The organism is Microbacterium sp. Be9 (assembly GCF_011754135.1).
Lineage (GTDB): Bacteria > Actinomycetota > Actinomycetes > Actinomycetales > Microbacteriaceae > Microbacterium > Microbacterium maritypicum_A.
Window position 1 is genome coordinate 52,209 of sequence record NZ_WNWT01000008.1, and the last position, 19,208, is coordinate 71,416.

The 19,208-nt window shown below is 63.9% G+C and carries 22 protein-coding genes; 13 read left to right on the forward strand and 9 right to left on the reverse strand.

The genetic code is table 11. The features are described from left to right. Window positions 1-392: 392 nt before the first annotated feature. From GLO27_RS19115 to GLO27_RS19135, 5 genes are all read left to right on the forward strand, one after another. On the forward strand, window positions 393-1,130 hold the full coding sequence (locus tag GLO27_RS19115) for a TnsA-like heteromeric transposase endonuclease subunit (RefSeq protein ID WP_136054078.1): 738 nt from the start codon (window positions 393-395) through the stop codon (window positions 1,128-1,130). Then, the gene (locus GLO27_RS19120) at window positions 1,130-3,133 is read left to right on the forward strand and encodes a Mu transposase C-terminal domain-containing protein (RefSeq protein ID WP_136054077.1); all 2,004 of its coding nucleotides are present in this window, start codon (window positions 1,130-1,132) and stop codon (window positions 3,131-3,133) included. The genes GLO27_RS19115 and GLO27_RS19120 overlap by 1 nt, the downstream gene beginning before the upstream one ends. Next, window positions 3,130-4,158 (forward strand): ATP-binding protein, encoded by a 1,029-nt coding sequence (locus GLO27_RS19125; RefSeq protein ID WP_136054076.1) that lies wholly within the window; start codon window positions 3,130-3,132, stop codon window positions 4,156-4,158. The genes GLO27_RS19120 and GLO27_RS19125 overlap by 4 nt, the downstream gene beginning before the upstream one ends. A 485-nt stretch (window positions 4,159-4,643) precedes the next feature. Next, window positions 4,644-5,066, forward strand: coding sequence for a hypothetical protein (locus tag GLO27_RS19130; protein ID WP_136054075.1), 423 nt, complete (start codon window positions 4,644-4,646; stop codon window positions 5,064-5,066). A 389-nt stretch (window positions 5,067-5,455) separates the two neighbouring features. Further along, window positions 5,456-6,133, forward strand: a complete 678-nt coding sequence (locus tag GLO27_RS19135; protein ID WP_136054074.1) for a hypothetical protein — start codon at window positions 5,456-5,458, stop codon at window positions 6,131-6,133. Here GLO27_RS19135 and GLO27_RS19140 read toward each other — a convergent pair. Further along, window positions 6,083-6,367: a helix-turn-helix transcriptional regulator gene (locus GLO27_RS19140; RefSeq protein WP_136054073.1), complete on the reverse strand. Its 285-nt coding sequence runs from the start codon at window positions 6,365-6,367 to the stop codon at window positions 6,083-6,085. The genes GLO27_RS19135 and GLO27_RS19140 overlap by 51 nt on opposite strands. A 190-nt stretch (window positions 6,368-6,557) precedes the next feature. Between GLO27_RS19140 and GLO27_RS19145 the strand changes: the two genes are divergently transcribed. From GLO27_RS19145 to GLO27_RS20355, 4 genes are read left to right on the forward strand one after another with little or no spacing between them, the layout of a single operon-like run. Further along, window positions 6,558-7,040 (forward strand): hypothetical protein, encoded by a 483-nt coding sequence (locus GLO27_RS19145; protein ID WP_167256552.1) that lies wholly within the window; start codon window positions 6,558-6,560, stop codon window positions 7,038-7,040. 1 nt (window position 7,041) lies between these two features. Then, a complete protein-coding gene (locus GLO27_RS19150) occupies window positions 7,042-7,443 on the forward strand; it encodes a hypothetical protein (RefSeq protein WP_136054611.1) in 402 nt (133 codons plus the stop codon). A gap of 57 nt (window positions 7,444-7,500) precedes the next feature. Beyond that, a complete protein-coding gene (locus GLO27_RS19155; RefSeq protein ID WP_136054610.1) occupies window positions 7,501-7,818 on the forward strand; it encodes a metalloregulator ArsR/SmtB family transcription factor in 318 nt (105 codons plus the stop codon). Beyond that, window positions 7,815-8,771, forward strand: a complete 957-nt coding sequence (locus GLO27_RS20355; RefSeq protein ID WP_240747073.1) for a hypothetical protein — start codon at window positions 7,815-7,817, stop codon at window positions 8,769-8,771. The genes GLO27_RS19155 and GLO27_RS20355 overlap by 4 nt, the downstream gene beginning before the upstream one ends. Here the strand turns inward: GLO27_RS20355 and GLO27_RS19165 are convergent. From GLO27_RS19165 to GLO27_RS19195, 7 genes are all read right to left on the reverse strand, one after another. Further along, window positions 8,753-9,439: a winged helix-turn-helix domain-containing protein gene (locus GLO27_RS19165; protein ID WP_136054609.1), complete on the reverse strand. Its 687-nt coding sequence runs from the start codon at window positions 9,437-9,439 to the stop codon at window positions 8,753-8,755. The two genes, GLO27_RS20355 and GLO27_RS19165, sit on opposite strands and share 19 nt — an antisense overlap. Continuing rightward, window positions 9,436-10,311, reverse strand: a complete 876-nt coding sequence (pstB, locus tag GLO27_RS19170; protein WP_136054608.1) for a phosphate ABC transporter ATP-binding protein PstB — start codon at window positions 10,309-10,311, stop codon at window positions 9,436-9,438. Before pstB ends, GLO27_RS19165 begins: the two co-directional genes overlap by 4 nt. A gap of 4 nt (window positions 10,312-10,315) precedes the next feature. Next, window positions 10,316-11,230, reverse strand: coding sequence for a phosphate ABC transporter permease PstA (gene pstA, locus GLO27_RS19175; RefSeq protein WP_136054607.1), 915 nt, complete (start codon window positions 11,228-11,230; stop codon window positions 10,316-10,318). Further along, window positions 11,230-12,186 carry a phosphate ABC transporter permease subunit PstC gene (gene pstC / locus GLO27_RS19180; RefSeq protein ID WP_136054606.1) on the reverse strand — a complete coding sequence of 319 codons (957 nt, stop codon included), beginning with the start codon at window positions 12,184-12,186 and terminating at the stop codon, window positions 11,230-11,232. Before pstC ends, pstA begins: the two co-directional genes overlap by 1 nt. Window positions 12,187-12,209: 23 nt before the next feature. Then, on the reverse strand, window positions 12,210-13,172 hold the full coding sequence (locus GLO27_RS19185; protein WP_240747072.1) for a PstS family phosphate ABC transporter substrate-binding protein: 963 nt from the start codon (window positions 13,170-13,172) through the stop codon (window positions 12,210-12,212). 161 nt (window positions 13,173-13,333) lie between these two features. Next, window positions 13,334-14,467: an MFS transporter gene (locus GLO27_RS19190; protein WP_167256554.1), complete on the reverse strand. Its 1,134-nt coding sequence runs from the start codon at window positions 14,465-14,467 to the stop codon at window positions 13,334-13,336. Window positions 14,468-14,502: 35 nt separating this feature from the next. Beyond that, a complete protein-coding gene (locus tag GLO27_RS19195; RefSeq protein WP_136054603.1) occupies window positions 14,503-14,844 on the reverse strand; it encodes a metalloregulator ArsR/SmtB family transcription factor in 342 nt (113 codons plus the stop codon). Window positions 14,845-14,927: 83 nt separating this feature from the next. On the opposite strand from GLO27_RS19195, the gene GLO27_RS19200 reads away from it, so the two are divergent. After that, a complete protein-coding gene (locus GLO27_RS19200) occupies window positions 14,928-16,229 on the forward strand; it encodes an FAD-dependent oxidoreductase (protein ID WP_136054602.1) in 1,302 nt (433 codons plus the stop codon). 51 nt (window positions 16,230-16,280) lie between these two features. Here the strand turns inward: GLO27_RS19200 and GLO27_RS19205 are convergent, their stop codons facing one another. After that, complete coding sequence (locus GLO27_RS19205; RefSeq protein WP_136054601.1) at window positions 16,281-16,682, reverse strand: low molecular weight phosphatase family protein; 402 nt, start codon at window positions 16,680-16,682, stop codon at window positions 16,281-16,283. 126 nt (window positions 16,683-16,808) lie between these two features. On the opposite strand from GLO27_RS19205, the gene trxB reads away from it, so the two are divergent. Genes trxB through arsB form a run of 3 tightly spaced genes read left to right on the forward strand, consistent with a single transcriptional unit; the run spans window position 16,809 to window position 19,206 of the window. Then, window positions 16,809-17,786 carry a thioredoxin-disulfide reductase gene (trxB, locus tag GLO27_RS19210; protein ID WP_136054600.1) on the forward strand — a complete coding sequence of 326 codons (978 nt, stop codon included), beginning with the start codon at window positions 16,809-16,811 and terminating at the stop codon, window positions 17,784-17,786. Next, window positions 17,783-18,109, forward strand: a complete 327-nt coding sequence (trxA, locus tag GLO27_RS19215; protein ID WP_136054599.1) for a thioredoxin — start codon at window positions 17,783-17,785, stop codon at window positions 18,107-18,109. Before trxB ends, trxA begins: the two co-directional genes overlap by 4 nt. After that, on the forward strand, window positions 18,106-19,206 hold the full coding sequence (gene arsB / locus GLO27_RS19220; protein WP_136054598.1) for an ACR3 family arsenite efflux transporter: 1,101 nt from the start codon (window positions 18,106-18,108) through the stop codon (window positions 19,204-19,206). Before trxA ends, arsB begins: the two co-directional genes overlap by 4 nt. Window positions 19,207-19,208: the final 2 nt, after the last annotated feature.

Sequence of the window (19,208 nt, forward strand, 5' to 3'; positions counted from 1 at the left end):
TCGCGGGGCGGAAGGTGTATGCGGGGTGATTACCGTGAAAGACTGTGCCTCCGCCTCCCTATGCGCTAGAGCGCAAGATGAGCTGGGGCACAGCCTATCAGGGTTGTCAACGTGTATTGCAATCTACAAGCATTTTTCATGTCCGATCTCACCAAAAGTGTCGGAGTCTCACGAAAGGTGTCAGAGCGTCTCACGAAGCTGTCGGAATCTCACGAGACGTGTCGGAAGCGCGGCGTGTCGACGAGACCCGTCGAGCAGCGGACATAGTCTGCCCGTGAGCAGATCCCCAGTCGGGCATCTTTGTCAGGGCTCAGAACATAGGCCAGTACCGCTCCCCAGGAGAGAGGCTGACTGCCAAATAGGAAGCATCCGTCGACGTCGATTGGATCCCTATGGACCTGACTCAGCAGTGGCCTGTCCCTCCGTCGCCTGAAATGGGCAGGAGGCGAGCTCGCGTTGAGTATCGTCTCGATGGCGTGCAATTGGAGCTTGACGCCGTCGACTGCGACGACGTCCCCTTCGAACGAGGCGACCCTGCTCGGAGCTTTCCCAGTTGGCGCCTCAAACGGCACTACGACGGCTACCACTGGATGGGAACGCTTGGTGCGTCGATCGGATTCGAGTCGCTGACCGAGCGGGGCTGCCTCATCGAGTTGGACCGCACCCCCGGCGTAGTTGCGGTCGCCAGCCAGCCGATGTGGATTCGGTGGACCGCGTCCGACGGCCCGCGCGAGCACTACCCGGACTACTTCGTGCGTCTGGACGACGGGCACGCCGTGCTGATGGATGTCAAGCCGGCGGCTCAGATCAAAGACAACGTCAGAAGACAGTTCGACATGACGGCGGTGTTCGCCGCTGAGCGCGGCTGGCGGTATGTCGTCTATGACGCGGAATCGCCAATCCGCGAAGCCAACCTCCGATTCCTGGGCCCGTTCCGAGACTGGGCGACCAGCAAGGAACTGCCGATGCTCCCAGAAGATGGGCTGCCGCTGGCTGAGGTAGCTGCGCTATTCGGCGTCGGATCCGAGGGCTTCGCGCACTGCTACGCGCACCTCTGGTCAGGGGCGCTCGAGGCAGATCTCGATCAGCCCCTCAGCATCAGAACGATCGTGTGGGAAAGGAGCGCGTGATGCGCGTTGTGGTTGGCGGGTCGCTTGTGTGGCGTCAACGCAGATTCGCCGTTTTGTTCATTGAGAACGACTCGGCGATGCTCCGAGATGAGGACGGAAGTGAGGTCGAAGTCGCTCTCGACGAGCTTGGACATGATGCAACACCGGTGCCTAGCGACACTTCGGGTCTGCTGAACCTCTCTCTGCAGGTGCAGGACATCGAGCCCGACATGGATCCCTGGCTGCAGTCGTGCATACGCATTGAGGCGACCCGAGAAGAAATCGGGGTCGGGAAGGCTGTCGAAACGGAGCGCGAGTGGCTGGAGACGCGCCTAAGTAAAACCGTCTCCACGCGCGCTGTGGAGCGTCGGCTCAAAGCGTTCCGAGAGCAGGGGACGACCACTGCAGGGAAGTGCTCCCCACGCAAGAGCACCTGGGATCCGCGCCTCGTCGAGGCCATCAACCACGTACTCGGAGGAAAGAGCCGCGCCTCGACTGTCAGCCGAACTACAGCGATCGAACAGATCACGAGGCGCGTCGAACGTCTCCATGGCGATGCGGTGAAGCTGCCGAGCCGAGCAACGTTCTTCCGACTTCTCGAAGCAGACGAGCACGGGCAATTCACCTTCGGTTCGGCCAAGACTCGTGAGTCGCTTGCGCTGCAACCCGACGGCAAATTCGGCACCCGCACCGCACTGCGTCCCGGCGAATTGGTCGAGATGGACTCCACGCGGATCGATGTCATGTTGCGGATCGATGAGGAAACGGTCGGTCGGCCCGAGCTGACCATTCTCCTAGACGTCGCGACGCGCTCGATCCTGGCGGCGATGCTGCGCCCGGAGGGGACCAAGAGCGTCGATCTGGTGGCTGTGCTCGCACGGGCCCTGGTGCCCTATGGGCGGCGTATGGAAGGCGTTCGCGAGACTCGACAGCTGATCTCGACGGCATGGGCTGATGATCAACTGATCGATCAGGAGCGATTTGAGCGATTGCGTCTCGCGCAGCCGTACGTGTTTCCCGACACGATCACCACCGACCGCGGACGAAACTACTTGTCGCGGCATTTCCGGGCTGCGTGCGAAACCTTGAATATTTCACTGATCACCTCGGCGCCGCACACGCCAACGGACAAACCGCACGTAGAGCGAGCGTTCGGGGCCATCAACTCGATGCTGCTGCAACATGTGAAGGGATATGTAGGACGCAGCGTCGAACATCGCGGTCGCGACACAGACGTGGAATCCGACGAACTACTGACGATTGCGCAGGCCCAGGAGCTCCTCGAGGACTGGATCGCGGTGGAGTGGCAGAGCCGTCCGCATGACGGACTGCGCGACCCGTTGCATCCGCGTATCAAGTTGTCGCCGAACGAGATGTGTCGAGCGTTCCGTGCTTACGTGCCGGAGCTTCACGTACCGCTGACGCGAGACGACTACACTGCGCTGCTGCCCGTCCAGTATCGAGTGCTCAATCGCTACGGCGTGCGCATCGACCATCGCATTTACAACTCAGAGCGGCTCAAAGGCCTGTGGCGACGTAAGTCTGACGACAAGGCGAGAAACGGACGATGGCCGATCCGTGTGGACCCCTACAACCTGCACGTCGTTTGGCTTGAACATGATGGCGAGTTCATCCCGCTCCGATGGTCGAATCAGGTTCATGAACTCCCGATGCTGGGTGATGTGTGGCGGTACGCCCGTGCTGAGCACGCCCTCCGTGACGTTGAGCTCGACACGGAACGTCGTGAGCTAACGATCGCGATCAAGGCGTTCGCCGGGCAAGGAAATCGCGGGGCCAAGGATGTGAAGCCGGCTCGAAACGCGCGGCAGCGTGCGCGAGTGGCGGCGATCGCCGACGATCCAATGAACTTCACGAGCCTCAAGAGCATCGAGCTGGAGGAAACACCCGCCGATGAGGGCGAATTGTTGACCGATGGCACATCAGTCGACGAGTGGCCGAACACGGGCGGCTTCCCGTTCATCGGGGACGCACTCGATGAGGCGCGACGGAGGATCGACGAATGATCGAGATCGCAACCAAAGCCGGTTGGCGTGAGTACGTGGAAGCCACCTACGATCGACCCGCGCCGATCACTTCACAGGAACTTCGAGCGCTTAGCTTCGGCGACCGTGCTTTGTACAATCAGGGTCGCGCACAGTACGCGCAAGCAGGAGCATTCGTGCAGACTCCGCGGTTCAAGGCGTTTCAGCACGCTGTGCGAGACCGCGTAATGCTCAATACCTACCGACGAGTTGGAAAACTGGGCTTGATCTTGTCCGGGGAACCGGGTCATGGAAAAACGACTTCGCTGGTCGAGGTGGGTAGGTCACACGAACTCCGTCGGCGAGAGATCGGCCATCCTGCGGCAGGGCCGGGAAAGCTCCCTGTCGTTTACGTCGCGGTGCCGGCGCAGTGCTCTGCCAAGGCTTTGATGCATGAGTTTGCTAGGTTCTTGGGCCTGCCCCTCGTCGGACGAAAGACATACGGGGACCTGCTCGACATGGTGGCCAACGCACTTCGAGGATGCTCCACCGAACTCATATTGATCGACGACGTTCACCATCTCGACCTCAAGTACCGGCAGAACATCGAGGCTTCCGACATGCTCAAGCAACTGTCAGAGAGATGCGGGGGAACCTTCGTCTACGCAGGAATCGCGGTCGAAGGCACTGGACTGCTCGACGGTGAGCGCGGTGGGCAGATAGGGAAGCGGTTCGAAGTTCATGTCGCCGCACCGTTCAGCCTGGGCTCGAAAGCCGACGACTCCTGCTGGGGCGACCTGCTCCTGGCTATGGAGAACTCGTTGTGCCTCACGGAGCAAAAACTGGGGTCCATACTGTCCGTGGCAGAGGTTCTTCACGCGCTGACTGGTGGCGAGATCGGCTTGCTCAAAGATCTACTGCAGTTCGCTTCGCTCAAAGCCATGGACGACGGAACCGAAAAGCTCGACCTAGCGGCGTTTGATCACGACTTACAGCGGAGGCAGGAAGTCGCCAAGCTCCTCAATCCGAAGCCACCTCGCTCTCGAGTTGCGGCGCATTCGAGATGAGAAGCGTTACAGCTCTCCCTATTGCGGTTCAGCCCTTTCGCGACGAGACAGCAACGAGCTACTGGGTACGCCTGTGCCGCGCCAATGCCATCGCTCAGGCCGATCTCTGGCTCGCGTTAAGGCACCTCGATCGCGCGCTCCCAATCGGCGTCACGCCTAGGAACGCGATCAGGCATATCGAACTCCTGGGCGGACTCACCGAAGGGCTCTTGCAGCACCCAATGCGCAGAATCTCCTGCAAACACGGTGGATCCACGCGGCGGGTGGACTGTGCAGTTTGTCGGATGCTCCCCGCCGCGATCAGCCTGTGCAGGCGGTGCACTCGAGGCGAACTGGTGACCGCAGCACGTCGGAGTGGGCCGATCTGTGTGCGCCACCGCCGGTGGCACCTTGACAACCGTGACCTCGATGTCGGAGGCAAAACGAGGCACTTGAGAGCGCAGCGTCTGCTCAACGGGACGATGGCATTGCGCGGAGTGTCGTACATGTCGAGCGAAGTCGAGGCGGCGACCTTGCTGCTACAGCTGCGAGCGGGCGAGAACGATCCTGAGCCGCGCGACCGGGAGCATAACCAAGTCTCCTTGTTTCCACTGCACATCAACATCGCCCTGGTGCTTACGGATGACCGGATGGCGGGCGTGCTAATGTCCCGTCGGATCGGGCCTCACGCGACCGCAGTGGCGATCGATTGGGTCCTCAGTGCTCATTTCATTGGTCGCCGCGTCGGGAATGACGCGCTCAACGAAATCAGGATCGAAGGGCGCGAGCTCTGGCTTGGTAGAACCGCCGTCCGGCTTCAGGGCGGATGTGCTCTCACGTCATCCGCGCTGCGGCTCCTCCCGCACGTGAGAACGCTGAGGGTGCAACTCCTTCAGCATCGTTCCAAACTAGTCGGCGACCACTCATGATTCCCCTCCCTTGCCGAGTTCGACCGTTGACGGGGGAGACGCCAGACGGGTTCCTGGGACGACTCGCGGCGACGAACGCCATCGGTCTCACGAGTCTCCAGCGCTATATCTGGCAGGAGCTGGGTCTGACGACAGCGAACTCAACCAACGCTCGCTATGTCGCGGCAATTGAGCAGGCCGGGGGATTGGAGCCAGGGCACTTCGCCGGTCAACACGCTAGGTCTGGTCTGTTCCGCCGCTGCCATCACCACCACTGGCTTCTCATGCCCTGCCGCAAGTGTGGTGTGTTGGACCGCCCACGCGCGGCATGTTCAGTCTGCAGCGACGGGATCCTGACCGAGGTTGTCAGTCGAGGTGGGGGATTCTGCGTCCGGCACCGACGATGGCACATGTTCGGGCAGGACGAGTTGATTCGTCCCCCCGACGTCAACCGTCACGCCGAGCAGGTGCTGTCGGGACGGCTCTGGAACCGCGGCGTGACGATGCACACCGGCGAGATCGCGCTCGCGATCACCCTGATTCAAGACAGCCGAAGTGAGACATCCTGCAGCAGCGATGCCGCGCTCTCGCTTGTATATGGGCCTGCCGTTGAGCTGGCATTGACACTGACCGATGCCAGTGTGGCTCTCAGTTTGAGTGCTCTCTCAGAAGGCGAAGCACGCCAAGTCGAGGGACTCATCGGGCTGACGATCGGAGCAGGCCGAGGCTCTCGAACACCGGAGCTGGAGAGGACTGCGGCTCTGGTTGTCGCCGCGCATCGCACCGCGTTGGACGAGGCGGTACATATGCCGAACTCGCCCGCTACACGCGTGCGGATCGTGAGGTTTGAGAAAGGAATCGCCGAGGCGTCCTTTCGGAGCAAGGCCGTCCTGCTGCGACACGTCACACGCCCTGGGCGTCGAGTGAACGGCGCGAAGCTCCTGGTGCGAGGTGCTCCCAGTTCGCGGGTGGTTTCTCGCCGTATCGTTCCGGGGTGGGCTGATGACGCGCCGTGGATCCGAGATGTCGTCGTTCCGTCAACGGCTTCGAAGGTCGGGGACGTCGTCCGGAATCAAGTCGTGCAGTGAGATCCCCAGCACCTGCACCAGCGCGAGAACGGTGCGAATGGTCGGGTTGGCTGGATGGCCCGGACGGGACTCCCCTTTTTCGTACTTCTGGTACGTGTAACGCGTCAGGCCCGAGCGGTACGCGACGTCCTCTTGCGTCAGCCCCGCGCGCTCGCGCGCGGAACGAAGCGAGGTCGCGAGGCGGCGCGCATACGCGTTCCATTCCGCGTCGATGTCATCGTTCCGTCGGGGCACCTACCAAGCGTCGCGACGGGCAACTCCTCGTATGGCCTAATCGGTATGGCATAATTTCGAAGGCCATACGAAACAATCTCGTCCTCGTCGGATCGCTCCGCTCTTCCCTGCACGTGTGCTGCCCATCCCGATGACAGGCGGTCGCGTCGCGGGAAGGCCCGTGCGAGCGACCGCGATTGTGATGGTTGAGATGCCCGAGTCGTACCCGATCTGGTGGCAGGAAATCGACTCGCCGCCGCCAGCTGAGTGGGTGTTCATGTTCGAGGACTTCACCGGTGAAGACACCGCCGAGCAATGGGCGCTGGCCGCGGCGATCTTCATCGCCCAAACTCGCCGCCGCACGGCAGCCGGCCCCACCTTCGCTGAACTGTTCACCTACCTGCTGCCGGACACCGACGGACTCCCTGGCCCCCTGCCGCGGAACCTGGACTTCATCCAGCGGCGCCGCGCCGTCGCAGGTTTCCGCGGCCACGCGGCAATCGAGTGGCGCCGTCGGGGAATGATCAGCTTCGACATCGGCGTCATGCGCAGCCTTCGAGTTGGACGTGACTTCCGCGAGCGGTCGCGGCGTCGCCAACAGGCCCGAGAAGCGACACGCCATCAGCGCGGAATCGAACGCGAACCAAGATTGGAACTCACGGACATTGCCGCCACCACGGAACGAGAGAGTTGACATGACCGAGGAATATCCGCCGGAACTCCGCGGCCTACTCAAGCGGATCGCTCCAGGCTGGCCAGAACTGCTGGAAGTCGGTGCCGGCTGGTACCCGCTGCTGGCGAGACTCGATGCAACGCTGTCCGTCATCGCCCCGAGCTACGTCGTGCAGCAGGTGAAGTCGAAGTTTGGTGCCCTGAGCTTCTATGCCGACCCGTCCGATGACCCGTCGAACTTCGATCAGGCGTTCGCGGACGCGGTGCGTGCGGCTGAGTGGGAAAGTACCGAGACGTGCGAGGTATGCGGGGCTCCGGCGAAGCAGTACGTGATCAGAATGTGGGTATCGACACTCTGCCAACGTCACGCCGCCGAGGCGGGAGGTGACGTGCTCGACCCAGATCCGCCGCCTTCGGCAGCCTGACTCGACGTCGCTGGCCGACACAGATTCGCACTCCTGCCGAGCCGTAGACTCGACTGCATGTCCTCTCAACCCGGAGCCAAGCCGCGCGTCGGCGCTGCTCTGGATCGGGGGGCCGCCGAGGAACTGGCGCGCACGCTGAGAGCGGTCGCTGACCCCACACGTCTGCAGATCCTCAGCATCATTCTGGGATCGGTCGACGAGCGCGCGACCGTCGGTCAGCTTGCAGATGTGCTGGGATTGCGGCAGCCGACAGTCACCCACCACGTCCGAATCCTGCTCGACGACGAATTCCTCACGCGGCAGCAGGACGGAAAGCTGGGCTGGCTGTCCGTCAGCCCCTCACGACGCAGCGCAGTTGAGGACTTCCTCCGGTGAACGATCGCTCGGCACACCGCGTCGGTCGGCCACTCGACGTGCAGTCAGCGCGAGATCGCGCGGCGCAGGTCTCGGTGCTGGGCAACCCCGACACCCTGCGAGTGCTCAGCGCACTCGCTTCCGACGTGCCGATCGGTGATATCCCTGCCGAACTGGCGCTCGATGCTGGAGTAGTCGAGGCGGCGCTCAAGTCGCTGCGGATGACAGGGCTGATTCGTGACTCTGCCGGGGCTGTGGCGCCGACGGTCGATGCCTGGGTGAGATTTGGGCGTCTGTTGGCGAGCGAGTCGATACAGCCCGCCGCGGCGGCGCCTGCAGCCACCGCGCTCCCACCGGGCGTAGCCACGATCGTCTCTGATCTCGCTTATCGGTTCAACTCGACGTTCAGTCGTGAGACGGTCGCCAGCTATGTCGCACAGAGCTATCTGCTTCTGAGCCAGCGGGCTCGTGTGCGCGAACATTTGCTGACGATGACGGCGCGGTATGCGGCTGATCGCCTCGACGCTCTCGCGACTGCACAGGGATTGATCCTGAGGGATACTCCGGAAGTGCTGTTCGTCTGTGTGCAGAATGCGGGGCGATCGCAGATGGCCGGGGCGTTCCTGCGGCATCTATCGGGCGGGAAGGTGCACGTGCGAACGGCAGGTTCGTCGCCTGCGGAGACCTCTCATCCGCGGGTGGAGGCGGCACTGGCCGAGGTGGGTGTCGAGCTCTGGGGTGAGTTCCCTAAGCCGCTCACGGAGGACGTGGTGCGCGCCGCTGACTACGTCATCACGATGGGTTGCGGGGATGCATGCCCGGTTTTCCCGGGCCGCCGATACATGGAGTGGGACCTCGCAGACCCGCTCGAACTCGATGACCAAGGGCTTCGCGTCGTGCGCGACGATATCCGCAGGCGCGTACTGGGGCTTCTCGTTGAGCTGGGTATTGAGCCTCAGGACGCGAGCCGGTAGCCGGCGACGCGGACCGTCTCGATGAGCGCCTGTGCAGGAGCGAAGTTTGCCAGACGCGCGCGCAGTTTCGTCATCGCAACCCGGACTGAGGCGTGAGGGTCCTCCAGATCCGATCCGAAGGCGAGAGCAAGCGTGTCGATGCTCACGCTCTCCGGATAGGCGCGGACGATCTGATGCAGCAGCTCGAACTCCCGCGGCGGAAGCAGGAGCGCATGGTCCCGCCAGCGGAGACTCCGGTGCGGGACATCGAGGGTCAGTTCTCCGAAGCGGAGCGAGCGATCCTGGGGCCCCGTTCTCGGGTGCAGGCGAGCTACTTCCCGCAGGCGATCGGGCGTGATGGGAAGGCGGATAGTGCCGCGCAATCCGGCCCGCATCGCGGCTTCGATCGTGGCGGTCTCGGTGTCGTCGGAGACTCCGAGGAAGATCGATCCACCACACACCGGTTCCGCGATCTGCATGATGGCTGCAAGCCTCTCGAACGACTCGCCACCGGCGAGGATGAGAGACGACTCGTAGTCGTGGGCCAAATCGGCCAGCGCGTCGACGATCTCGGCGTGAACCGTGATGGGGACTCCGGCATGGCGGAACTCAGCGAAGCTCCCGCGGAAGATCTCCGAACTTCGCCCGTGTAGGACGAACCGAGGATCGCCGCCAGACGGGGAACTCATCCGAACCGTCCGCTGATGTAGTCCTCCGTGCGCTGGTCCTGCGGCTGCTCAAAGATGTTCTTGGTGAGGTCGTATTCCACCAGAACTCCGGTGCGGTCCCCCGTCGTCTCGTCAGCCAGGGCGGTGAAGAATGCGGTCCGGTCAGCGACTCGAGCTGCCTGCTGCATGTTGTGGGTGACGATGATGATTGTGTAGTCCTTGCGCAGTTCGTGCATGAGGTCTTCGATCCGCGAGGTGGCGATGGGGTCGAGGGCCGAGCACGGCTCGTCCATGAGGATCACATCGGGCTGCACGGCGATGGTGCGCGCGATGCACAGACGCTGCTGCTGGCCGCCGGAGAGCCCGAACGCGGACTGCTTGAGCTTGTCCTTCACCTCGCCCCAGAGCGCTGAGCGTGTCAGTGCTTCCTCGACGAGGTCGTCCATGTTGTCGACCTTCATCCCGGTTACGCGAGGGCCGTAGGCGATGTTGTCGTAGATCGACTTCGGGAACGGGTTGGGCTTCTGAAACACCATGCCGATGCGTCGTCGAACCTCGATGGGGTCGACGCCCTTCGCGTAGATGTCCTCTTCCTGGAAGATGACGTTTCCTTCGACGCGGGCACCGTCGACGAGGTCGTTCATGCGGTTCAGAGAGCGCAGGAGCGTGGATTTGCCGCAGCCGGAGGGGCCGATGAGTGCGGTGATCTCGTTGCGTCCGAACTCGAGGTTCACGCCGGTGACTGCGCGGAAGTCCCCGTAGTAGACGTTGACGTCTTCGCAGCGGATGAGTCCGCTGGGGGTTTCAGCAACGTGACGCGATTCTGCGGCCTGGAAGTGGGTGTGCGCCGCCGGTGCGGAGCTGTCCTTCGAGGTGCTCGTGGAGGTGCTCATGGGTTTACCACCGTTTCTGGAACTTGTTGCGGATGAAGATGGCGAGGGCGTTCATCAGGATGAGGACGGCGAGCAGGAGGAGGCTTGTGGCTCCGGCGAGCTCGTGGAATCCCTCCTGCGGGCGTCCGGTCCAGTTGAAGATCTGGATGGGGAGCGTGGTGTAGCCGCTGAGCAGACCGTTCGGATCGAATGTGATGTATACGAGCGCACCGAGGACGAGCAATGGGGCTGCTTCGCCGAGAGCTCGTGACAGCGCGAGGATCGAGCCGGTCGCGATACCTGGGACCGATGCGGGAAGCACCTGCCTCCACGTTGTCTGCCATTGTGTGGCCCCCAACGCCAGCGAGCCGTCGCGGATCTCCCGGGGCACGGCGCGCAACGCCTCCCTGGTGGCGATGATGATGACCGGGAGGATGAGGAGCGTCAGCGCGAATGCTCCACCGATGACGATGTTCTTATTGGTGACTCCGAGCATCGACAGGAAGGCGAGGGCGAGGAGACCGTAGACGATTGAGGGGACAGCGGCGAGGTTTTGGACGTTGAGTTCGACGAACCGGTTGAACCAGCGTTTCCGGTCGGCGAACTCCTCGAGGTGCACGGCGGCGGCGATGCCCAGGGGGAGCGTCATCACCGCGGTGGCACCAATCGCCCAGACTGATCCGAGGATGGCCGGACGAGCGCCGGCCTCCTCCGGGTCAGCGGAGGGGAAGTTCGTCACGAGGTTCCAGCTGAGCTTGTTCTGCCCGGTGATGAAGATGGTGATGAGCAGTGTGACGAGCACGGCGAACGCGACGAAGAGTGACAGCCAAAGGAGCAGGAGGAAGATCAGCGCGGTGGGACGCAGTTCGCCGTTTCGGCCGGTATTCAGCGGCCGGGTCGCGTTAAGGACGCGGGACTCGGGAGTCGTGGGCGCGGACATCAGTAAGCCTCCCGGAATCGGCGAACGAATCGGATGCTGATGAAGTTGATGAGCAGGGTGATGAGGAACAACAGCAGTCCGACAGCGAAGAGGGTGTTGTACTCGAGGCTTCCGACGCGGGAGTCGCCGAGGGCGGCGTTCGCGATGAAGCCGGTCATCGTCTGCCCTTGCTCCAGCGGATTACTCACGAGCTGCGCCTGACTACCCGCAGCGATTGCGACAATCATCGTTTCTCCGACGGCTCGGGAGATTCCGAGAACCACGGCGGCGACGATGCCAGACAGCGCGGCCGGGAAGACCACGCGGAGAGTGGTCTGCATGCGGTTGGCGCCAAGAGCGGCACTTCCCTGACGGAGCGCGCTGGGGACAGCAGACATCGCGTCCTCTGCGATGGATGCGATGGTGGGGATGATCATGACTCCCATGACGAGGCCGGCGGCGAGGACGCTGAACGCCCCGGTGGGGAGCTGCAACCAGTCGCGGAGGACGGTGCCCTGCACGAACTGGAGAGCGAAGAACCCGTAGACCACGGTCGGGATACCCGCGAGGATCTCCAGCAGGGGCTTGAGCACCTTGCGCACTCGCGGTTTCGCGTACTCCGCGAGAAGGATCGCCGCACCGAGGCCGAAAGGAACGGCGACGAGGAGCGCGATGACGGTGGTCCACAGGGTTGCGGTGACCAGGGGGAGGACGCCGAAGGAGGCGTCCGCGAATCGGGGGGCCCAGCGCGTACCGAAGAGGAACTCGAACGGTGAGACCTCCGCGAAGAAGCTCAGGGACGGAACCAGGAGCGCGATGACGATGCCCACGGTCGTGATGACCGTGATGGCTGCAGCAAGGCGCAGACAGAGTTTGATGAGGAACTCACCGGGCCGGCGGCGGCCGGCGAAAGACGAGGAGGGGGCGGGGGCCCGGCCGGTAGCCGGGCCCCCGGGCCGCTCAGTGACGGTGGTCATGGGTAGCGTCCTGAGCGGTCGGGTCAGCCGAGCGAGGCGAGCTCGTCAGCAGCCGTGGTGACCTGCTCCTCGGTGAGGGGCACGAAGAGTGCGCGCTCTGCGATGTCGAGCGAGTTCGCGACGTAGAAGTCGATGAACGCCTTCACCGGCTCCTTGTCGACGTACGACGCGTTGTTGACGTAGACGAACAGCGGGCGGCCGAGCGGCGTGTACGTGCCGTCCTGAACGGTCTCGGTGCTCGGCATCACGCCGTCGACCGCGACAGCCTTGATGACGCCCTCGTTCTCTTCGACGTAGCTGAGTCCGAGGAACCCGATGGCGCCGACGTCACCTGCGACACCCTGGATGGTGATGTTGTCGTCTTCCGAGGGGCTGTAGTCGGTGCGGATCGCGCCCTCTTCGCCGTTGATGGCGTCGGTGAAGTAGTCGAACGTGCCCGAGTCAGTGCCTGCACCGAAGAGCGTGATTGCCTGGTCGGGGAAGCTCGAGTCGACCTGGTTCCAGTTGGTGATCTCGCCCTCGGCCTCGGGGCCCCAGATCTTGTTCAGCTGCTCGACGGTGAGGTCTTCAGCCCAGTCGTTCTCGGGGTTGACGACGACGGACAGGCCGTCGTTGGCCGCGATGATCTCGGTGTACTTGATGCCGGCGGCCTCGCACTCAGCGGCTTCTTCGTCCTTGATGGCGCGGGAGGCGTTGGAGATGTCTGTCTCGCCGGCGCAGAAGGTCTTGAAGCCTCCACCGGTGCCCGAGGTGGCGACGGAGACGTTCACTCCGGCTTCCTCGTCGCGGAACAGGTCAGCTGCGGCCTCCGTGAGAGGGGCGACTGTCGACGACCCATCGGTGTTCACGGAACCGGTCAATCCGCCCGATCCTTCACCGGAGCCGGCGGATTCGCCTGCGCTCGGCTGCCCGCCACAGGCGCTCAGCGCAAGAACGCCGATGACCAATGCTGTGGAGGCGAAGATCTTTGCTGTGGTCTTTCGCACGATTGCTTCCTTCATCTCAGACTCGTGACAGGCGGCCGATAGACCGCCTCGAATAGATGGTGATCTATTCGACGTATTGATAGAAGGTCATCTATGTGAACGTGAGGTTAACGGACTTGGAAGAGCGCCCGCGGATCGCAGGCAGTCGCTCGGCGGACCGTCTAGGAGAACCGGGCGAAGGCGAGTGAGATCGCCGCGAGCCCGACGGCGATGAGAGCCATGGCGGAGTAGGAACCGGTGGCTACTGCGAGAAGCGGACCGAGTGCGGGGCCGAATGCTCCGATGAGCGTTATCGGGGCAGCGAAGATCCCGTTGATGGCGCCGTAGTTGTGGGTGCCCCAGCGGTCCGCGATGGCGGAACCCTGGACAAGCGTCTGAGCGCCTCGCACGGCTCCGGCCACGATTCCGATGAAGACCAGTAACCACGGTGGCCCAGGAACCAACGCCAGGAGCGCGAGGGACCCAACGCTGAGGCCAGCCGTGACAGTCAAGGGGACCCATGGCGCGGCAGTGTGCGGGACGGCCACATAGAGCAGGCGGCCGACTACCTGCCCTGCGCCCAGGAGCCCGAGGGCCCAGGCTGCGAGCTCGTAGCTCATGCCCTTCTCAGCGAACAGAGGAATGAGAGCGAGTGTGACGCTGAAGAGCGCGGCTGCGAGAGCAAGCGTCGACAGCTCGAGCATCCAGAAGCGCCGGGTGCGCACGACCGTGCTCACCGTGTGAACCTCTGTGGCATCGTCATATCGAACGGGAGACCAGGTGCGCTCGAGGCTGAACCAGTGCAGAGGCACGGTGGTGAGGAGCAGAAAGCCAGCAAGTATCAGGAACATCGTGCGCCAGTCGATGACACCCAGGAGGCCGGCGACGACGGGAGCAAAGATCGTGGACGCGAGCCCGCCGGCCAACGTCAGAATCGTCATCGCGCTACGGCGTCGCGCCCCGTATCGCCGAGCGATGACAGTGAACGCGGCCTGATAGAGCACCGCCGATTGCGCAACACCCGCCACAACCCACCCAGCCGTGAAGATTACGAGATCCGGTGCGAGGGCGACGACCACGAGGCCGAGTGGACCGAGGATGCTCCCGGCGGTCATGATGAGGCGCGGGCCCCGCTCGTCGAGCCATTTGCCCACGAACACGCCGGCGGCCGCGGATGCGACAAGGCCAGAAGAGAATGACAGGGTTACCAGGGCCACGGGCCAGCCCGTGTCATCCGCGATTGCCGGAGACGCGACAATCAGCGCATAGAACAGGATCCCCCAACTGATGACCTGCCCCACCGAGAGCGCAGCCAACCGTCCGCCCAGGCGAGGCGGAGCACTAACTGCGCTCACACTGTGCGGAGAGCGTCGGCAGCAGCATCCATCGCGTCGCCGTTGAGAGCGAAGTACGCCCACTTGCCGCGCTGCTCCCGTGTGACCAGTCCAGCATCCGCAAGGAGCTTCATGTGGTGAGAGACGGTGCCCTGCGAGAGGCCGACTGGCTCGGTCAAGTCGCAGATGCACGCCTCCCCACCCGCGCCAGCAGCGATGAGGGACAGTAACCGGACCCGCGTCGGATCGCCGAGTGCTTTGAACACCCTCGCGACGCGCTCGGCTTCCTCGGCAGTCAGCGAGGATGTGATTCGCGGGACGCAACAGGTCGTCGCTTCGATTGTCGTTGGCAAGCTCACGGATCTAGTCTGACACGTATTGACAATCTTCGATAGATGGACGACAGTCGTTACATTGAAGAATTTCGATTTGAGGAGATGTGATGTCTGAGCTTCCTGTCGTCGTCATCGGTGCAGGGCCGCAGGGTCTCGCTGCAGCGGCGCATTTGGTCGAACGCGACGAGAACGTCCTCGTCGTTGAGCGCGGGCACGGCCCTGCCACTGCAGTCGCCGAGTGGGGGCATGTGCGGTTGTTCTCGGCATGGCCGGAGCTCACGGACGCAGCTGCGCGACGCCTGCTCGAGCCCACAGGATGGAGCGCACCCGCCTCCGGGTATCCGACCGGGGCGGAGTGGGTGAGCGGGTACCTGGCGCCGCTCGCAGGCGCCTTGGGCGAGCGAATCCGCTACGCGACGACCGTCACCGGGGTCGCCCGCCAGGGCCGCGACAAGGTCGTCGACGCAGGGCGCCGGAGCCAGCCGTTCGTCGTGCACACCGTCGACGCCGCGGGTAACGAGTCCCGCCTCCTCGCCCGCGCCGTCATCGACGCCAGCGGCACATGGGGTCTCCCGAATCCCGCTGGGGCGGATGGATTCCCCGCCCTCGGCGAAACCGCAGCGTCCGACCTGATCTCGTACCGCATCCCCTCCGACGTGTCAGAACTTGCCGGTTCGCATGTCGTCGTCGTGGGAGCGGGACACTCGGCCACGCATGCCGTGCTGCGCCTGAGCGAGTTGGCCCGCCGGTCGCCGGGAACGCGTGTGACCTGGCTGCTGCGCAGAGGGAGTGCCGCAAACGTCTTTGGTGGCGGAATCGGGGACGAGCTGCCAGAGCGCGCCGCGCTCGGCTCCCGCGCGCGCAAGGTAATCGACGACGGGGTCATCGACCTGGTGACAGGGTTCCGCGTCGCCGAGTTCCAGCGAGGCGTCGACGGTCTGACAGTCGTCGCCGAAGATGGGCGCGAGGTGACGAATGTCGGGCGAGTAATCGCGCTCACGGGCTTCCGCCCTGACACCGGGATGCTGCGGGAGCTCAGGATCGACCTCGACCCCACGCTCGAGGCGGTCGCAGGCATCGCTTCCGAGATCGACCCGAACATCCACTCCTGCGGATCGGTGTCGGCAACCGGAGCGAGAGAGCTGGCGCAGCCGGAGCAAGGGTTCTTCATCGTCGGAGTGAAGTCCTACGGGCGAGCCCCGACCTTCCTCGCATTGACTGGGTTCGAGCAGGTCCGGAGCGTCGCAGCGCACCTCGTGGGCGACCACGAGGCAGCCGCCCGTAACGAACTCGCTCTCCCTGACACCGGTGTGTGCGGTGGATCCGGTACCTTCGACGACAACGCGGGTAGCTGCTGCGCAGCCCCCCAGACCCTGCAGATCGGCGCGCGGCCTGTCACCGTCGGCTGATTGCAACTCATGAGGGGTGGGGCTCCCGAACCGAGCCCCACCCCTCAGTACTTAGCTGACGAGCCGAGCCGCCAAACCACGCACCTTCGCGTCGATGGCGTCGCGGAGTTCTCGCACGCCGTCGGCCTCCCAGTTCGACGGATCCGGGAATGACCACTCGACCAGCTCTCCACGCACCTCACCCGGGAGCGGGAGGCCCGGCTTCATCAGGACCACGACATCGGCCGCATCGAGATCTTCCACTGTCACCGCCCGCGGCGTGGCCGCTGACGTGTCAATTCCGAGCTCGTGCAGTGATTCCGCGATGGCAGGGTTGATCTTTTCCGCTGGGCTGATTCCCGCACTCCTCGCCACCAGTCGCTCATCGCCGACGTGCCCGAGAAGATGAGCGCCCAGTTGTGAGCGCCCCGCATTGTGCTTGCAAATGAACAGAACCGTCTTGGGCTGGGTCATTCGTCGTCCTCTGATTCGCTGGGTATCTTGATTGCTTCAACCGCATGATCCGTCCGGCAGGTGACGAACAGGTGAACTCCGCCAGGAGCAGTTGCAATCGGTATCGATGGATGTCAATATAGACACATGTCGATTCAAGAGGTTGAGCTGGTCATCATCGGGTCTGGCCCTGCGGGATACACCGCGGCCGTCTACGCCGCGCGTGCAGGTCTCGCTCCCGCAGTCCTCGCCGGTTCCGTGACGGCGGGCGGCGCGCTGATGACCACCACCGAGGTCGAGAACTTTCCCGGCTTCGTCAACGGCGTGCAGGGACCCGAACTGATGGAGTCGATGCGCGCTCAGGCCGAGCGCTTCGGTGCCCGCATCCTCCTCGACGACGCCATCCGGGTCGACCTCGACGGGCCTATCAAGACGGTCGAGACCGGCGCTGGAGAGACCTTCCTCGCCCGCGCCATCATCCTCACCATGGGCTCCGCTTATCGCAAGCTCGGGCTGCCGGATGAGGATCGACTCACCGGCCACGGCGTCTCCTGGTGCGCCACATGTGACGGCTTCTTCTTCCGTGATCAGGAGATCATCGTCGTCGGCGGCGGAGACTCCGCGATGGAGGAGGCACTGTTCCTCACCCGCTTCGCCTCGAAGGTGACCGTCGTGCACCGCCGGGAAGAGTTCCGCGCGTCGAAGATCATGGCACAACGCGTGCTCGACCACCCGAAGATCGAGGTCGCCTGGAACAGCGAGGTAGCCGGCCTCGTCGGCGCTGAGAAGGTCGAAGCCGTCACACTACGCGATACCGTCACCGGCGCCGAGCGGAAGTTGTCAGCCACCGGAGTGTTTGTCGCCATCGGCCATGACCCGCGGTCCGAGATCGTCACCGGCCTCGTCGACACGGATGCCGACGGCTACGTGCTCGTGGAGCACCCCTCCACCCGCACGAACCTTGCGGGAGTCTTCGCCGCCGGCGATCTCGTCGACCACACCTACCGCCAGGCCATCACCGCCGCAGGCACCGGATGCGCCGCAGCACAAGACGCGCAGCACTACCTCGCTGCCCTTGACGAGTCCGCACCAGTACCGACCGAGACCGAGGAGGTCTTCGCATGAGCGTGCCCATCACTGTCACCGATGCCACCTTCCAGGCCGAGGTCATCGACTCCGATATCCCCGTCGTCGTTGACATCTGGGCCACCTGGTGCGGGCCGTGCAAGCAGGTCGCGCCCCTCTTGGATCAGCTCGCCGCCGAGTATGACGGCCGAGTGAAGATCGTCAAGCTCGATGCCGACCAGAACCCCGAGACGGTGACCGCTGTCGGTGTCACATCCATTCCTACCCTCGGCTTCTACACGGCAGGCGCGCGCGTCGACATGCTCATCGGCGCCCACCCGAAGCCCATCATCGCCGAGAAGATGGAGGCGCTCCTCGCATGAGCACCACAACCGCCGACATCCCCACCATCGCCGCCCCGGCGACGCGCCGCCTGTCGAACCTCGACCGGTGGTTGCCGCTCTGGATCGGCCTGGCCATGGTCGGCGGCATCGTCATCGGTCGCTTCATCCCAGGAGTGTCCGGCCTCCTGGCCAGCCTCGAGGTCGGTGGAATCTCGATCCCCATCGCCCTCGGCCTCCTGGTGATGATGTATCCGGTTCTCGCGAAGGTCCGCTACGACAAGGTCGCCGCGGTCACCGGAGACAAGAAGCTCCTCATCTCCTCCCTGGTGCTCAACTGGGTCATCGGCCCGGCGCTCATGTTCGTTCTCGCCTGGGCGCTCCTCCCGGACCTGCCCGAGTATCGCACCGGGCTCATTATCGTCGGCCTCGCCCGCTGCATCGCCATGGTCGTGATCTGGAACGACCTCGCCTGTGGCGACCGAGAAGCCGCGGCAGTGCTCGTCGCCATCAACTCGGTCTTCCAGGTCTTCGCCTTCTCGCTGCTCGGCTGGTTCTACCTGACGGTTCTGCCCGGTTGGCTCGGGCTCGACTCGCAGGGCCTGGAGATCTCGGTCTGGCAGATCGCGCTGAACGTGCTGATCTTCCTCGGCATACCCCTCGTCGCCGGATTCGCCTCCCGCTTCATCGGGGAGCGCACGAAGGGACGCGACTGGTACGAAGACCGCTTCCTCCCGAAGATCGGCCCCTGGGCCCTCTACGGTCTCCTCTTCACCATCGTGCTGTTGTTCGCTCTTCAGGGCGAACAGGTCACCAGCCGCCCCTGGGACGTCGCTCGGATCGCGCTCCCATTGCTGGCGTACTTCGGGATCATGTGGTTCATCGGCCTCTTCACCGGCAAGGTGCTGGGGCTCGGATACGCCCGCTCGTCGACACTTGCGTTCACGGCGGCCGGCAACAACTTCGAACTCGCCATCGCCGTCGCCATCGGCACCTTCGGCGCGACCTCCGGCCAGGCCCTCGCCGGGGTCGTCGGCCCGCTCATCGAAGTCCCTGTTCTCGTCGGACTCGTCTATGTCTCTCTCTGGGCGGCCCGACGCTGGTTCCACACCGATCCATTCACCGCTGAAAGGATGTAGAC

Coding starts and splice junctions, on each gene's coding strand:
- GLO27_RS19115 (WP_136054078.1), top strand. CDS start 393: ATGGACCTGACTCAGCAGTGGCCTGTCCCTCCGTCGCCTGAAATGGGC.
- GLO27_RS19120 (WP_136054077.1), top strand. CDS start 1,130: ATGCGCGTTGTGGTTGGCGGGTCGCTTGTGTGGCGTCAACGCAGATTC.
- GLO27_RS19125 (WP_136054076.1), top strand. CDS start 3,130: ATGATCGAGATCGCAACCAAAGCCGGTTGGCGTGAGTACGTGGAAGCC.
- GLO27_RS19130 (WP_136054075.1), top strand. CDS start 4,644: ATGTCGAGCGAAGTCGAGGCGGCGACCTTGCTGCTACAGCTGCGAGCG.
- GLO27_RS19135 (WP_136054074.1), top strand. CDS start 5,456: ATGTTCGGGCAGGACGAGTTGATTCGTCCCCCCGACGTCAACCGTCAC.
- GLO27_RS19145 (WP_167256552.1), top strand. CDS start 6,558: ATGCCCGAGTCGTACCCGATCTGGTGGCAGGAAATCGACTCGCCGCCG.
- GLO27_RS19150 (WP_136054611.1), top strand. CDS start 7,042: ATGACCGAGGAATATCCGCCGGAACTCCGCGGCCTACTCAAGCGGATC.
- GLO27_RS19155 (WP_136054610.1), top strand. CDS start 7,501: ATGTCCTCTCAACCCGGAGCCAAGCCGCGCGTCGGCGCTGCTCTGGAT.
- GLO27_RS19165 (WP_136054609.1), bottom strand. CDS start 9,439: ATGAGTTCCCCGTCTGGCGGCGATCCTCGGTTCGTCCTACACGGGCGA.
- pstB (WP_136054608.1), bottom strand. CDS start 10,311: ATGAGCACCTCCACGAGCACCTCGAAGGACAGCTCCGCACCGGCGGCG.
- pstA (WP_136054607.1), bottom strand. CDS start 11,230: ATGTCCGCGCCCACGACTCCCGAGTCCCGCGTCCTTAACGCGACCCGG.
- pstC (WP_136054606.1), bottom strand. CDS start 12,186: ATGACCACCGTCACTGAGCGGCCCGGGGGCCCGGCTACCGGCCGGGCC.
- GLO27_RS19200 (WP_136054602.1), top strand. CDS start 14,928: ATGTCTGAGCTTCCTGTCGTCGTCATCGGTGCAGGGCCGCAGGGTCTC.
- GLO27_RS19205 (WP_136054601.1), bottom strand. CDS start 16,682: ATGACCCAGCCCAAGACGGTTCTGTTCATTTGCAAGCACAATGCGGGG.
- trxB (WP_136054600.1), top strand. CDS start 16,809: ATGTCGATTCAAGAGGTTGAGCTGGTCATCATCGGGTCTGGCCCTGCG.
- trxA (WP_136054599.1), top strand. CDS start 17,783: ATGAGCGTGCCCATCACTGTCACCGATGCCACCTTCCAGGCCGAGGTC.
- arsB (WP_136054598.1), top strand. CDS start 18,106: ATGAGCACCACAACCGCCGACATCCCCACCATCGCCGCCCCGGCGACG.